11 protein-coding genes are annotated in these 15,975 nt (G+C 45.2%); 9 read left to right on the top strand and 2 right to left on the bottom strand.

Going from position 1 to position 15,975, the window contains the following annotated elements:
* The first annotated feature begins 51 nt into the window (after nt 1–51).
* From ACR8BL_RS02605 to ACR8BL_RS02580, 6 genes are all read left to right on the top strand, one after another.
* Complete coding sequence (locus tag ACR8BL_RS02605; protein WP_434751167.1) at nt 52–819, top strand: alpha/beta hydrolase; 768 nt, start codon at nt 52–54, stop codon at nt 817–819.
* A 38-nt stretch (nt 820–857) separates the two neighbouring features.
* Nucleotides 858–1,490: a glycoside hydrolase family 11 protein gene (locus tag ACR8BL_RS02600; protein WP_434751166.1), complete on the top strand. Its 633-nt coding sequence runs from the start codon at nt 858–860 to the stop codon at nt 1,488–1,490.
* Nucleotides 1,491–1,583: 93 nt separating this feature from the next.
* Complete coding sequence (locus ACR8BL_RS02595) at nt 1,584–2,426, top strand: formylglycine-generating enzyme family protein (RefSeq protein ID WP_434751165.1); 843 nt, start codon at nt 1,584–1,586, stop codon at nt 2,424–2,426.
* A 250-nt stretch (nt 2,427–2,676) separates the two neighbouring features.
* Entirely contained in the window at nt 2,677–3,390 is a 714-nt protein-coding gene (gene bglS, locus ACR8BL_RS02590) for a beta-glucanase (protein WP_145330760.1), read from the top strand.
* A gap of 180 nt (nt 3,391–3,570) precedes the next feature.
* A complete protein-coding gene (locus ACR8BL_RS02585) occupies nt 3,571–4,134 on the top strand; it encodes a hypothetical protein (protein WP_434751164.1) in 564 nt (187 codons plus the stop codon).
* Nucleotides 4,135–4,305: 171 nt separating this feature from the next.
* Nucleotides 4,306–5,991, top strand: a complete 1,686-nt coding sequence (locus ACR8BL_RS02580; protein WP_434751163.1) for an extracellular solute-binding protein — start codon at nt 4,306–4,308, stop codon at nt 5,989–5,991.
* Nucleotides 5,992–6,065: 74 nt separating this feature from the next.
* Here ACR8BL_RS02580 and ACR8BL_RS02575 read toward each other — a convergent pair whose 3' ends face one another.
* Nucleotides 6,066–7,706, bottom strand: coding sequence for a response regulator transcription factor (locus ACR8BL_RS02575; RefSeq protein WP_434751162.1), 1,641 nt, complete (start codon nt 7,704–7,706; stop codon nt 6,066–6,068).
* Between the two features lie 9 nt (nt 7,707–7,715).
* Nucleotides 7,716–9,425, bottom strand: coding sequence for a sensor histidine kinase (locus ACR8BL_RS02570; protein ID WP_434751161.1), 1,710 nt, complete (start codon nt 9,423–9,425; stop codon nt 7,716–7,718).
* A gap of 146 nt (nt 9,426–9,571) precedes the next feature.
* Between ACR8BL_RS02570 and ACR8BL_RS02565 the strand changes: the two genes are divergently transcribed.
* The 3 genes from ACR8BL_RS02565 to ACR8BL_RS02555 are packed head-to-tail and all read left to right on the top strand — an operon-like array spanning nt 9,572 to nt 15,940.
* The gene (locus ACR8BL_RS02565; protein ID WP_434751160.1) at nt 9,572–10,522 is read left to right on the top strand and encodes an ABC transporter permease; all 951 of its coding nucleotides are present in this window, start codon (nt 9,572–9,574) and stop codon (nt 10,520–10,522) included.
* Between the two features lie 15 nt (nt 10,523–10,537).
* Nucleotides 10,538–11,416, top strand: a complete 879-nt coding sequence (locus ACR8BL_RS02560; RefSeq protein WP_434751159.1) for a carbohydrate ABC transporter permease — start codon at nt 10,538–10,540, stop codon at nt 11,414–11,416.
* A gap of 42 nt (nt 11,417–11,458) precedes the next feature.
* Nucleotides 11,459–15,940 carry a carbohydrate binding domain-containing protein gene (locus ACR8BL_RS02555; RefSeq protein WP_434751158.1) on the top strand — a complete coding sequence of 1,494 codons (4,482 nt, stop codon included), beginning with the start codon at nt 11,459–11,461 and terminating at the stop codon, nt 15,938–15,940.
* Nucleotides 15,941–15,975: the final 35 nt, after the last annotated feature.

Here is a 15,975-nt window from a genome sequence, read left to right as displayed (position 1 = left end):
ACCTGGTATGAAGTTTAGAGGATTAAGCTAACCGTGAAGGGAGTAAAACAAATGATAGCTTCAGCATCTGCTGGTTTTGACCAGTATCGTGATAACATAACACGTGGCGTCGTCGAAACGATAGAGTATGATTCCAAGGCGGTTGGCAACGTGCGTAAAGCGATGGTATATACGCCGCCAGGTTTTTCTTCGGAGCTTACCTATCCGGTACTCTATCTGCTGCACGGAATTGGAGGGGATGAGAAGGAGTGGCATACATATGGCTCTCCAGCAATCATCCTGGACAACCTCTATGCCGAGAATCTCATAGAGCCAATGATTGTCGTTTGCCCCAATGGGCGTGCGATGTCTAACGACAGGGCAGAAGGTGATCTCTTTGATCCTGAGAAAATTCGGGCATTTGAACGATTTGAATCGGATCTGATTCAAGATCTTATCCCGTATATGGAGTCCCGTTACCGGGTATCTCGAACGAGGGACAACAGAGCAATTGCCGGCTTGTCTATGGGCGGGGGGCAGTCTTTAAACATTGGACTACGTAATCTGGATCATTTTGCGTGGGTCGGTGCTTTTTCAGCAGCGCCAAACACCAAAGCACCGGAGGTACTTATTCCTGATCCGGCTCAAGCTTCATCACTTCTGTCATTGCTCTGGGTGTCTTGTGGAGATCAGGACAATCTGATTCAGATTAGTGTTGATGTTCATGAGTATTTGAAGCAGCAAGGCGTACCTCATATTTGGTATGAAGAGAGCGGAGGACATGACTGGCCCGTGTGGAAGAATGATCTGTATCTTTTTTCTCAGCGTCTCTTCAAATAAGTGAACTAAAAAATAAAAATATCAGGAGGGTTTTCCCTATGTTCAAATTTGGCAAAAAGTTGTTGACTGTTGTTCTTGCAGCTTCCATGAGTTTCGGTGTGTTCGCGGCTACGACAGGTGCTACAGATTACTGGCAGAACTGGACAGACGGCGGGGGTTACGTTAATGCTGTGAACGGTTCTGGTGGAAATTACAGCGTAACTTGGCAAAATACCGGGAATTTTGTCGTTGGTAAAGGTTGGACTTACGGCACACCTAATCGTGTAGTTAACTACAACGCTGGCGTGTTTTCACCTTCCGGCAATGGTTATCTGACGTTCTATGGCTGGACCCGAAATGCACTTATTGAATATTATGTAGTTGATAACTGGGGCACATACCGCCCAACAGGAACTTACAAAGGCACGGTGACTAGTGATGGTGGTACGTATGACATTTATACTACGATGAGATACAATCAGCCATCCATTGACGGGTATTCAACATTCCCTCAATATTGGAGTGTTAGACAATCCAAACGTCCAATCGGTGTAAACTCCCAAATTACGTTCCAGAATCACGTGAATGCGTGGGCGAGCAAAGGAATGTACTTGGGTAACAGCTGGTCCTATCAAGTTTTGGCGACGGAAGGATATCAAAGTAGCGGTAGCTCAAACGTGACTGTTTGGTAAGCGCTTTCCTTTTTATCGACTAGTCTACAACACAGGCAAGACAGGTCTGTGATCTGTCTTGCTCTCAATTTCCGTTTTAAAGGAGACTTCCAGATGAGAAAGTGGATGGTATTTCTACTCATCGCAGCTGTTGTTGGATTAAGTGCATGTTCGGCAGCCAGCAGTTCCACCGTAAGCGATGATCTTGTGTTGGTAGAGGGTGGGGCATTCAAAAGCAGTAAAACCAGTTATAGCGGCAAAGGTATCACATTGTCTGACTTTTACATTGGGAAATATGAAGTGACCCAGAAGCAATGGGCTGACGTTATGGGGGACAATCCCTCCGCTTTCAAAGGCGAAGAACGACCCGTTGAACGGGTGAGCTGGTACGATGCAATCGAGTACTGTAATGCACGTAGCGATAAGGAAAACCTGAAACCTTATTACACGATTGATAAAGAAACCATGGATACGAATAATAAGAATGAAAACGATAATGTCAAATGGACTGTAACCATCAATGAAGATGCGAATGGATATCGTCTGCCTACGGCAGAAGAATGGGAATATGCCGCAAGTGGCGGACAAAAGAGTGAGAATTTTACGTATAGCGGAAGCAACAATCCAGACGAAGTGGCATGGTACTGGATGAATGCCGGAGAAAAACCGTTAACAGGAGACTGGAACTGGCCTGCAATCGAAAATAATCGAAATCAAACCAAGCCAGTTGGTCAGCAAAAGGCAAACGAGTTAGGGATTTTTGATATGTCCGGCAATGTGAGAGAATGGTGCTGGGACTGGCACAAACATCCGGAAACCCCGGACAACACCTGGAGAGTTAGCAAGGGAGGCGGCTGGGTCAGTAGTGTAAATACAGAAGAGATTTCATATCCAGGGAAATTCGATGCGAATGGCCTTGGTCCTGATCAGGGATTACGAGTCGTACGTAGTAAATAATGAGGCCCGTTCATTAAAAAGGGGTCTTTATACATTTTGCCTGGAAAGGGGAGAGCAATCTTAAAAAATGAATATGTTTTCTTTAAACTTTGCTATAGTTTGCCAATTATGATCCGTATAAAATGGAAATACCAACCAATGTAAGCGTTTTAATAGTGAGGCGAATCCATCTTTAGTCACGAAACTCAAGAACGGAATGATCGTTTCACTCATTCGTTTACACGGTTGAAATCCGTAATGGAGGTGTATGATGAAAAGGAAGACATGGTTTACATTAATGGTATCGGGTGTGGTTTCATTATTTATTTCGGTAAGCGCTTTCGCCGGGTGGGTGTTTTGGGAACCACTGACGTATCACAATGCAAGTACCTGGCAAAAAGCAGATGGGTATTCCAACGGTTCCATGTTCAACTGTACTTGGCGGGCGAATAATGCTAATTTTACGAATGACGGCAAGCTGCGGTTGAGTCTGACAAGTCCTTCGAACAACAAGTTTGATTGCGGAGAATATCGGTCAACGAATACTTACGGGTATGGTCTGTATGAAGTAAGCATGAAGCCTGCTAAAAATACAGGAATTGTCTCCTCCTTTTTCACCTATACAGGTCCTGCTCATGGCACCCAATGGGATGAGATTGATATTGAATTCCTGGGTAAAGACACAACGAAGGTCCAATTCAATTATTATACAAATGGCGTCGGAAATCATGAGAAAATCGTAAATCTGGGCTTCGATGCGTCCCAAGGGTTCCATACGTATGCGTTTGATTGGCAGCCAGGGCATATCAAGTGGTATGTGGATGGTGTGCTGAAGCATACAGCTACAACAAACATTCCGAAGACACCAGGTAAAATTATGATGAATATCTGGAACGGAACGGGTGTGGACAGCTGGCTTGGATCATATAACGGCGCTAACCCGTTGCATGCTGAATATGATTGGGTGAAATATACAAGTAATTAACAGAAGCTCATGACACACCCTAATCGAGTAGCTAAATAACTACATGAAACAGAGGAGAAGATCTCATCCATGCTCCTCTGTTTTTTTATGTTTCTTTTCCATCTTTACATAACTAAAGAAACGTAAGATGATGAGGGAAAAGGGTGGAAAACCTACTTTACTTTGAGAGGATGAAAAACCATGAATAATAAAAAAAACACCTCGTCATCCGAGCAGTTTATTGAGCTGTTAGGTCAACCATATGATTCCAAACAGGTACAAGCTTTACTGGAACCTTTCGGTGTAAAAAGAGTAGCGAGACCGGACAGTCCTTTTCAAGATGACATTATCTGGTCAGTTAAAGCATCCATTCGCATCGATGTGTATCGTTCTCCTAAAATCAATGAACTGACTGGACGTGATGACCTCTCATCCGAAGAATGGATCATTGGAGCGATTCATTTTCTTGCACCGGGGTCAGATGACCGGATCAAAAAGCCGTTTCCCGGACAGCTGCCGAAGGGGATGACGATGAACGTTGCGCCTGACGAATGGATCAATGCGTACGGACAACCGGATATCTATGAGCAAGGTGATTGGATTGGAGGAAGTGGCCCCTATCTGGCGTGGCGCAAGTCTGGTATGAATATTTCTGTTGAATATGAAACGGATGAGAACGACACCAGGATCTTGTGTGTTACGTTCTGTCTGATTGGCTGCATTGGTTCATGGCGCAAGGAGTATCCGGAAGTGTTCACACCGTGATAGAACAGAGAGACGTAATGGGGACGTTGTACTAATACAACATCTGTATTCACTTTTTAATATCCTAAATTAATACAATAAATGTTGCAATATTAGTATGGGCATCCATATGGTTCATTCATTATGATGGACTCTGTAGACAACATCACTACATACAGGGGGACACACAAGTTGAAAACAATCAAGAAAAGAAAGATTGGCGGTTTGGCTTTGGCAGGAATGTTGGCGCTTTCAGCAGTTCTGAGCGGATGTAACAGTGGAGCAAGTAAAGAGGCTACACCGAGCACACCAAGTGCTACAATGGAATTGAAGGACGGGAAGTATGATCCACCCGTAAAACTTACTTATTTGCGTCCTTGGGGACCGGAAATCAAATTCAAATCTGGTGAAGATCAGGACAATAATGTGCATACCAAATGGGCGAAAGACAAACTCGGCATTGAATTGAAAAATCAATGGGTGTCGCCATCCACAAACAATGCGTTTGAAACGAAGCTGCGCTTGTCGCTGGCTTCCAATGCGGAAATGCCGGACATTATCTCGTATCGCGGAGACTTCAATCTGGCACGTGAGTTGATTGAAACGGGCAAGTTTGTTGATGCAGGTGAATTGTTTGATAAATATGCAAGTGATACCTGGAAAGCTGCAGTGAATGAAGACCCTTCCGTATGGTATCCGTACATGCAGGACGGTAAACGGATTGGTATTCCAATTCTTGATTACTCCTACAATAGTGATCCAGTGATGTGGATTCGTGAGGATTGGATGAAGAAGTTTAATTTGAAAGCGCCTGAAACGCTGGCTGATCTTGAAGTGATTATGGAAACGTTTACGAATAAAGACCCGGATGGCAATGGTAAAAAAGACACATACGGTCTGACGATCGGATTCAAAAACTTTTTGAGCACATGGATGTCTGATGCTGGCTGGATCTTCGGAGCCTACGGCACGATGCCAAATCAGTGGAATCTGAACGCAGAAGGCAAACTGGAGTATGGTTCTGTAAACCCTGGAGCAAAACAAGCTTTGGCAACACTGGCTGACTGGATGAAAAAAGGATTCATTCCAGAAGAAGCCGGGGTATATGATGAAACCAAAGCAGCAGAAGAGTTTACAGCAGGTAAAGCAGGGATTGTTGTGGGGCCTCACTGGATGCCTTCATGGCCGCTCGAAGATGTGAAGAAAAACAATCCGGAAGCGGAGTACAAAGCTTACCCGATTCCATCTGGACCTGATGGCAAAGCAGGCAGACGCGGTACCGCGAACGACAATGGTGTAGTTCTGATTAACAAAGATATGAAGAACCCAGAAGTCTTTTTCACATATCAAAATTATCTATTCGATCACTATGCAAATCCAAAAGCAGGTGACGAATTCGAACACGGCTTCGCTGAAGGATATGACTGGGCAATGAAAGACGGCAAACCAACAACAGATGCTGGTGTGACAGGCGGTTATGCTCCTGAGAAATATACATTAACGTTTGATGGTGCACGTATCCCGAGTCTGAACATGAGTACACTTGCGAAGTTTGCCAACGGTGAAGAAGCAACAACACCTTTTGAGAAAAAACTCAAATCTGGCGTACCGACACCAATGGTGGAAGCAGCCAAGATTGTTCAGGATCAAAAAGATATCGCATTAAAACAGATGTTCACAGGTGCGCCAACCATGTCGATGCAAATGAATAACGATATCTTAACCAAAATGGAGAAGGACCTGTTCTCGCAAATCATCTATGGTAAAGCTCCAATCGAGGCATTTGATTCATTTGTAGAAAAATGGAAATCTTCCGGTGGAGATCAAAATACGAAGGAAGTTAATGAGTGGTATCAATCCGTAACCAGCGGCAAGTAAGCAGGAGCTGCGTTACAATCAACTTCATAAAGAAAAGGCCTTGCTGGACAACATTCCAGCGAGGCCTTTTTGATTTATACAGGCATATTCTCTCTATATTCCTGCGGTGTCAGATCGTAGAATTTCTTGAATACCCGGATAAAATAAGCTGTATTGTTGTATCCGACAAGCTCTGCAATTTCGAATACCTTGGCGCTGGACGAGCGCAAATAATAAGCTGCTTTTTCCATCCGTAACCGATAGACATAAGCTGTCAGTGCTTCTCCAGTCTCCGCCTTATACACTTTGGAAAGATAAACAGGGTGCAGGTGGACATGTTCGGCAATAGCCGGTAAGGAAACATCGGAAGCCAGATGCAAATCCACAAAGCTTTTGACACTGCGAACGATGGTACTGTGATTATCCTTAAGCTCCTGTTCTGCGTCTTCACTGATTGAATGAAGTGTGCGAATCGACCAGTCTTTCAACTGCTGGGCGGTAGCATAGCTTGGAGCTTGAAAGTACTTATACATTTCAGCAGGAAGGACAGAAGAAATCTGTTTTCCATTCTTATGGATGATATAAGCAAAAGCTCCTGCCAAGGCATGATAAACCTCAATCGTCGTTTCTGCGATATCATGATGTTGCGCCGATTCGAGCAATTCCTCGAAAATGACCTCAATCTTCTGTTCCACATCGTCAAAGCGGCCAGCTTCCAGAAGACTGATTAGGGTTGGCGGCTTGTACAGAGAGCGTATGGCTGGCAAGGGATGTACATCTTTATCATCCGAAGCCGTGATGAACAGGCCTTGGGCCTGTCCCATACGCTTACGCATGGACCTGACAGCACTCTCATAAATCTCGCCGATCTCATAAGGGAACTTGCCCCAATGGGAGACAGAGATGGATATAGCCCCTTTTAGATACAGTTGAACATTCGTCTGAATCTGGGCAGCATAATGCTCAAGCAGGGTCTGCGGTTTGTCCTCTTTGTTCATGCTCTGAGGTACACCCTTTTTAACACTAACCAGTACCACCAGATAATCATGGACATCCCGCGTATGCCAGATATGAAAATGGTGCTGCATGACTTCGCTGATAATATTAGAGATGGCATACTGCATCAGCGACAGATCATAATCGGCCATTTCGGACAGATGCTCCTCCATGCGGATCACAAGCATGCCGAGTTCCTCTCCAACGGAGTAGGGCAGTTCCAGAAGCTCCAGCTTGTCCGCAAGTGCGGAGGGGGAATAGGTTTTGCCTGTGAGCAATTCATCAAGCATCGTGGACTGCAGCAAAGGCAGGTTATCCTGAAACGCATGTAACGCCCGTTGATACGAAGCGGCGGTTTCCCATTTTTGCTTGATCCGGTCAACAAGCCGTTGTACGGTTTCGATCAGATCTTCATCACTTACAGGCTTCAGCAAATAATCAAAGCTTTCCTGAGCCATCGCTTGTTTGGCGTATTCGAAGTCGGCAAAGCCCGAGAGTAAAATAGTCTGCACATGCGACCATTTTTCGTGAATTGCCGTGATTAACTCAATACCGGACATTCCCGGCATGCGAATATCAGTGATTACGATATCAATATCATGATTCTCCATAATTTCCAGTGCTACGGCACCTGACAAGGCTTCGTGTACAGTACCGATCCCGCAACTTTCCCACGGAATGGTTTCCGCCAGCGTTTCTACAACGGAACGTTCATCATCAACTAACAAAATTTGTAACATGTACTTCACCTACTCATTGATATTGTTGTACCATGTCATGCTTACCTTAACGCCTCCGCTACTCGTATGTTCATAGCTTAGACCCGCGTCTTCACCATACAAAAAAGACAAACGCTGATGAACATTCCAAGTTCCGCATCCCATGTTGCCATCGAGCGGTTTGTTAAGATTATCAACCAACTCTTGCATCTGATTCTCGGTCATACCCAGCCCGCTGTCCTCGACGGTTATCGTACACATTTCATCCGTATGATAGCCTGTTATGTTGATATGCCCGTCTTCTGTACGGGGTTCAATGCCATGAATGATAGCGTTCTCAACGATAGGTTGTAAGCTTAAACGTGGTAACGTTTTATGCAGCATATCGTCCGGTACATCGATGGTGAAATGCATGCGTTCCAGCCGAAGAGCCTGGATTTCCAGGTAATTGTTCACCATAGTCAACTCTTCTTTGATGGTAGCCTGATCATTTTCGGATCTTGTGATGTACCGATAATACTCACCTAAATTAAGAGCCATCGCCACAACGGCTTTCTCATTTTTCATCCTCGCCATATTTTTGATGTAGAAGAGGCAATTGTAAAGGAAATGCGGATTAATCTGTGATTGCAACTGCTTCAGTGTAGCCTCACGTCGTCGGAGTTGTTCTTCGTATACGTTCTCAATCAACTCTTGAATTCGCTGTGCCATGATGTTAAATCGTGCAAACAATAAACTGAATTCATTACGTGACGAATGATGTAATCGCACAGAGAAATCTCCAGTCGATAAACGGTTCGTTCCCTTCACCAGTTGAAGCAATGGAAGCTGCACACTACGATACAGCACATACAACACTACAATACTCATAGCAATCAAAACGGCTATGGAAGCGTAGAAGAGATTACGACTATTTGTGATCGGTCCTAAAATTTGCTGCATAGGCACGTAGTCTACATAGTACCATCCCAGACTGTCTGAATGTATGTACGAAACATAGTACTCTGTGCGGTCAAGTGTCGTGGTGAATCCGCCTTTTCCCTGCAAATTCATCTCTTTCAGCTTGGACTGAATCTCAGTTAACGTGCCCTTTCCGCTAGTGTTGCTAATTAAGCCAAACTCGGGATGGAACATAAAAGGGTCACCGTTGTTATTCAATTTGTTCTGATCCAACATACGGGTCAGATGATACACTGGAAAGCTGATTTTAGTAATCAGTCGCGACCTCCCAGGGGTGCCCATCGCTGTTGTTGGGTCGGTCGTGTACCATTCAAATTGATTATGCTTATATGCCCATGATTTCGAAAGTGGCTTGGAAAATTCATCCTCTTCATATGGGATATAAGCATAATAATCTGTGGAAATGACTTTTTGCAACCTTGGAAAATAAAGGGTGATGGTGGAATGCCATTTGCTGGCTGCATTATACAAATTTATTTTTTCGAGAATAGCACTGCCAACTTTGACACGTTCATAAGGCACATCTTTGTAATCCGGCCGCTGATATTCCTGTATGCTCGAATCTTGCCCAATGGACATCCCATAGAGGGATAGTTGGTAAATATTGGATTCTACAGAATCGGCAAAAGTGGACAAATGATTCATGGTATTGTTCTGAATTTCGTGTTCGATCACACGTACACTTTCCCGGTTTGAATAGGTGTACAAAAACAAAACCAGGACAAGCAATGCTACAAACAACAGTGTAATTTTGGTAAAGACATTCAGACGTGCGAACAATGCTGGACCTCCTCAACTCATTAAAATATTGTTATCGTTGTTGCAATATTAGGATATAGATTGCTAATAACCGTTGCTATAATTTTAATATACAAGTTCATATGCACTTGTAAAATATAAATTTTTAGAACATGGGGGATGTAGGGGTGAAGGAACATACGTTAGAGACGCCACGTAAAGGGCGAGCCATCAAAGTGAGACAACGCTGGAATATGCAACGGAACTGGTCCTTGCACATGATGCTTATACCTGCGGTTTTGCTGGCTATTGTATTTCAGTACATACCAATGGGTGGGATTGTGATTGCTTTCCAGGATTTTAAACCGTACCTCGGATTTACCGAATCCAAATGGGTAGGTTGGGATAATTTTAAATATTTATTTTTATACCCTGACGTGGGCCAGGTCATCTGGAACACACTGGTGATTGCGTTTTTCAAAATCATCGCGGGCTTAGTTGCTCCATTCCTGTTCGCAATTTTGTTGAACGAAGTTCGTTTAAATGCTTTTAAAAGAGTCAGTCAAACCCTCGTGTATCTGCCACACTTTTTGTCATGGGTTATCCTAGGCGGAATATTGCTTGATATCCTTTCACCGCAGGGGGGGATGGTGAATAAACTGGTGGTTGCACTGGGCGGTGATCCGATCTTTTTCCTCGGGGATGGAACATGGTTTCGGATAACACTGATTGTTAGTGATGTTTGGAAGGAATTCGGCTTTGGAACGATTGTATTTCTGGCTTCTCTGTCTGGCATTAATCCCGCGCTCTACGAAGCGGCCGAAGTGGATGGAGCGAACAGGTTTAAGCAAACGCTGTTCATTACGATTCCTGCACTGATGCCGATAACGATTGTACTCATGACACTCTCCATCGGGAATATTTTGAATGCTGGTTTCGATCAGGTGTTCAACCTGTACAATCCACTCGTATATGACAAAGGCGACATCATCGATACCTTTGTATACCGACTTGGTATCCTGAACGGCAAGATGAGTTTTGCAACAGCTGTAGGATTGTTCAAATCTGTTGTAGCTACCATTCTGATCGTTATTTCATATCGCATGGCTTACAAATTGGCGAACTATCGCGTGTTCTAGAGAGGAGAAAAGGGCTTGTATTACAAAACAAAAGGTTATCGAATATTCAGCGTTGCCAACTATATTTTCCTGGGTGTATTATCCTTGCTTTGCATTTTGCCTATCATTCATATCCTGGCCGTATCGTTCAGCAGCATGGCACCGGCCTCATCGAATCTTGTCGGCTTCTGGCCCATTGGTTTTACGACAGATGCATATGTGAAAACGTTCGGCAATTCAAACTTTATTAACTCCTTGCTGGTTTCGGTTAAACGAACAGTAATCGCAACCGTGATCGGTATGGTGATTATGCTTCTGACAGCATTTCCACTGTCGAAGGAAGATCTTAATTTCAAAGGCCGCTCGCTCTACACTTGGTTCTTTGTATTCACGATTTTGTTCAGCGGGGGTCTGATTCCGAGTTATATCCTGATTCAGAAGCTTGGTCTGATGGATACGATCTGGGCGTTAGTACTGCCGGGAGCTTTGTCTGTGTGGAATGTTATCCTGATGATGAACTTCTTCCGCGGGCTGCCTAAAGAGCTGGAGGAAGCGGCTTATCTGGATGGTGCAGGTCACATCAAAACGCTGGCACTTGTATACATACCGTTGTCCATGCCAGCGATTGCTACATTGTCTTTGTTTACCATGGTTGGTCAGTGGAACTCTTGGTTCGATGGCATGATCTATATGTCCGATGTCAAAAATTATCCGCTGGCTTCCTTGTTACAAACCATTATCGTGCAACAAGACCTCAGCAAAATCAACGTCGATCCATCCATGCTGGAAAATGTTTCTCAGCGTACGGTTCGCGCAGCACAGATTTTCATCGGGGCATTGCCGATCTTGGTCATATATCCATTCTTGCAACGCTTTTTTGTCAAAGGTATCGTCATTGGGGCAGTGAAAGAATAGTTCTGCCTTGCAAGTGACAACACATTCGAAGGAGGAATATGGGTGAAAAAAGGGTTAGCTTGTCTCGTAGCAGGAAGCATGATCGTTTCACTAACCGCTCCGGCAGTAGCCGGAGCTGAACAGGGGAAGCAACAAACAGCAGCGGAGCAGGTGCAGGCGTCAAGCCTGCTTCGGGCCACGTACAAAGATCTGCAGGGACATTGGGCTGAAAATGCGGTGATGCGTATGCAGAGCATGGCATTAACCAAAGGTTATGCCGATGGCACATTCAGACCAAGTGAACACATCAGCCGCGCCGAGTTTGTTGTCATGCTCGATCGGGTGTTCGGATTCGCGGGAGGCCCCGGCGTGGCATCGTACGCAGATGTTAGTGAAAAAGACTGGTATTACGATGCAATCATGCGGGCAAGCGGATCGGGTATTATTCAGGGAACCGATGTAACTCATCTGTCTCCGCAACTTCCGATTACCCGGCAGGATGCTGTAGTGATGGCAGATCGTGCGTTCCAGCTGTCAACAGGCAGTGAGAATGGAACTTCGGGTTCTACATTCCATGATGAGAAAGATGTAGCTGACTATGCAAAACAGGCGATGAATTATTTTGTGAATAACAAAATTGTAAACGGATACAACGGGGGACTCGCACCGGAGTCCAACATTACGCGAGCAGAAGCCGCTACTATCATGTCTTCATTAATCGCGGATTTTAAAAGTAAACCTGGCACATACGAGTCCAAAGTAGACGGGAATCTGATTGTACGCTCAACCGATGTGACGCTGAAAAACACCACAGTTAACGGCAACCTGCTGCTTACAGAAGCCATTGGGGAAGGTACAGTGACCCTTGACGGAGTAACTGTAACCGGAAGTGTTGTTGTGAAGGGCGGAGGAAGCCACTCCATCGATATTCATAACTCCAAACTAAATCGGGTTGTGGTGGATAAAAACACCAGTCCGGTGCATGTTGAGATAACAGGAACAACACAGGTTGAAGAAATGGTTGTTGAACGTAAGGCTACAGTGGAGTTGTCTGCCGAGAGTGCGATTAATACATTAAAAGTAAACAGCACAGCCCGTCATACAGCGATCGACAGCAAAGGTAAAATCAAACGGCTTGACGTAGATGCAGGCAACGTATTGCTTAATGGAAAAGCGATTGCAACAGGTCAGTACGACGGTAGCACTGTGCCCGGAACTGGACAGTCTGAACAACCCAAGCCTGCTACCCCGAATACTTCTAATGGTAGCACTGGTTCTAGCGCAGGCGGGAACGGCTCCTCCAATTCAGGTGGAACCACACCATCCGTACCTGGCACACCGTCAGGTGAAAAGCCGATCCCGGCTACCACGATTCCGGATGAGCAATGGCAGATGGTCTGGAATGATGAATTCAATGCACCTAACGTGGATACGTCCAAATGGACGGTTCAGGATACGGAGCTTGTCTATAACAACGAATTGCAATATTACAGCCCGAATAATACACGAATTGTGAAGGACGGCAATCGTAATGTACTGCAGATTGAAGCGAAGCGGGAGCAGAAGGGCAGCAAAAATTATACCTCCGGTAAACTGATTACGAAAGAAAAAGGCGACTGGACTTACGGAAAAGTGGTCGTGAGAGCCAAACTTCCTATTCAACAGGGAATGTGGCCAGCAATCTGGATGATGCCTACGGATGAAGCCCATTATGGAGGATGGCCGGCTTCCGGTGAGATTGACATTATGGAGCTGATCGGTGGCAAAAACAAAGATCACGAGATCTACAGCACCATTCATTATGATTCGAAGAAAGCCGATGGCTCTCACGGACATGATCAAGGCAAGTTCACATTGCCTCAAGGTGAATCTTTTGCCGATGAATATCATGATTTTCAGGTGGAGTGGCTGCCTGGCATGATTCGTTTTTATGTAGACGGCAAGCTGCATCATCAGATCAATAACTGGCAGACAACGGCGGCTGGACAGCCGGAAAGCTATACGTTTCCTGCACCATTTGACCGTCCGTTCTATCTGATTCTCAATCTAGCGGTTGGCGGAGACTGGCCAGGTTCACCGGAAGCGGAGTTTGTTTCCGAGAAGATGAACGTTGATTTTGTACGAGTGTATTCTTATAAAAATATGGATCAATGGCCGGACGTAACTTCAAGCCCGATCGAGCCTGAGAAACAGCGCGAACCGCAAGCGAATGGTAACCAGATTTACAATGAAAAGTTTACCCAAGGTGTAGACGCAAGTGGTGCTCCTGCTGATTGGAAGTTCATTACAAATGCAGGCGGAGAGGGTAAGGTTGAAGTCGTAGAGGATGAAGCGAAAGGCAAAGCAGCCAAAGTATCGATCTCCAAAGCAGGAACAGAAACCTATTCGGTGCAGTTAACTCAGATGCCGATGTATGTGAAGAAAAACAAGAAATATAAAATTGAGTTCGATGCCAAAGCTTCGGCGCACCGGGTTATTCGCTCCAAAGTGACTCAGTTTGAGAAAAGCTGGACGAATTATTCAGAAGAAAAAGCGTTCTCTGTGACAACGGCTTGGCAGCCGTACCAATATGAATTCAACATGCGCAATGGTTCCGACAACAATGCAAGATTTGAATTTAATCTGGGATTAAACGAAGGCGAAGTTTCGGTGACCAACGTGAGACTTACGGAGATTGGTGACGCCGATCCGCTTCCAGTCGAGCGCAAAGCACTTCCGGATGGTAACTATGTATTCAATGGTACGTTTGATCAAGGCAAACAACGGCTTGGCTTCTGGAACACCGAGATTCAATCGGGTGCTGAAGCGCAGGTGTCAGTTAATAACTTCTTGAAGTTCCCGATTATGGAGAGACAACTCGTGGTGGATGTAAAGAAAACGAATAGCCAACCGGAGCAGGTCACTGTTGTTCAGCCTGGAATGAAGCTGGAAGGGAATACGTCCTATGGATTCTCTTTTGATGCCAAGGCAGATACGACAGGCGTTATGGATATCGGTTTATCTACCGATGAGGGCCATAACGTACTCGTTAATCAAGGGCAGCAGATTCAGATCGGGTCTGAGATGAAAACATACACTGGTGAAATTGTGATCGGAGAGGGAGAAGCGACAGCAACATCTGAATTAAAGCTTTTATTTGGCGGGTCAACCGGCAAGCTTTATGTGGATAATGTGCGGCTGACGAAACGTGGAAAACCGGTATCGATCCAGAATTATGCTCATATTCCTGCTGCGGATGCGTATGTGATGCAGGGATTGCAGCTCGAAGATTCGGATGAAGGTGGCAAACACGTCAGTTACATGGATGAAGGAGATCTGCTTCAATTCAAAATCACAGCAGCGAACGAAGGGGTATACGCCTTCTCAACACGTATGGCAAGTGGCAAAGCCGATGCGAAGGTTCGTTTTACAGTCAAAGATGAAGAAGGCCATACTGTGGCAAGTTCTAATCTGACGTTAGGAGATACAGGAGGCTGGCAAAAGTATAAAACCATATATCTGCCAGAGGTTTCGTTGAAAGCAGGAACAACGTATTACGTCAATTTTGAAGGGAACGAATACAACACACGCTGGTTGGACATTTCACAAAGTAAAGTGAAGAACGGCGAGCTGAGCAAAGATGCCACGGGATGGACGCTGCCACAGAGCGTTACTACGGCGACATATAGCACTAACTCTGAGCAAGGACTAAGCATGACTTTGCCTGGAGCCACGCAGAACTGGTGGGAAGACATTTTACAGCAAGGGCAGCTCTCGCTTGAGGCAGGTAAAACGTATCGTCTGAGCTTTGATGCTTCGGCTTCGGCACCAAAACCGATGCAGGTCGTTGTATCCAAGGCGGGCAGTGATGAAGTGAAGTATTTGGAGCAAACGGCTGAACTAACAACAACAAAACAGCAACTTGTGTACACCTTTACTATGGGAGAGACTGGGGATGAGGCAGCATTGTTAAACTTCGGGCTGGGAAATCCTGCGGTGCCAACCGGAGAGCATATTGTATCTATTCAGAATGTGATGTTGTTTGAAGTGAATCCTGGTGCGGATGAGGGAGGTCAACCGGTCCATGTCAATCTGATTAAAAATGGTGACTTCACGCAAGGAACGAACGGTTGGTTCGCTTATGCAGCCAGTAATAAACCGGAAGACTTGGCCCTCAGTGCAGATAACCAGAAGTTGCAAGCCAAGATCGGTCAAGTCGGGGACAATCCATGGGATCGGCAATTGATCCAGGAAGGTTTTGCGATGCAGCAGGGCTACACGTATAAGCTTACGTTCAAAGCAAAAGTGGATAAAGCACGCAAGCTGGGTGTAGGTATTGGTTGGGTGGACGTTGATGCAGGTTATAAGTGGACTGGATTCTATGGTAATCGAATGGATCTGACCACGGAAGAACAAGAATTCTCATATACGTTCCAAGCCACCGAAGCGAGTTATGCGAACAGTCGAATTGTTTTTGATATGGGGAAGATCGATGGTACTGAGCAAGCAGATACCACGATTACAATATCTGATGTGAATCTGGTTAATATGGGAAAGACGCAATAATACGTTATTATAAGATGTAAGGGAACGATTGCAAT

It is taken from the genome of Paenibacillus amylolyticus (genome assembly GCF_051136285.1).
In the GTDB taxonomy this organism is placed as follows: domain Bacteria; phylum Bacillota; class Bacilli; order Paenibacillales; family Paenibacillaceae; genus Paenibacillus; species Paenibacillus amylolyticus_F.
Note: the sequence above shows the minus strand (reverse complement) of the source record. Positions and strands in the feature narration are given on the sequence as shown.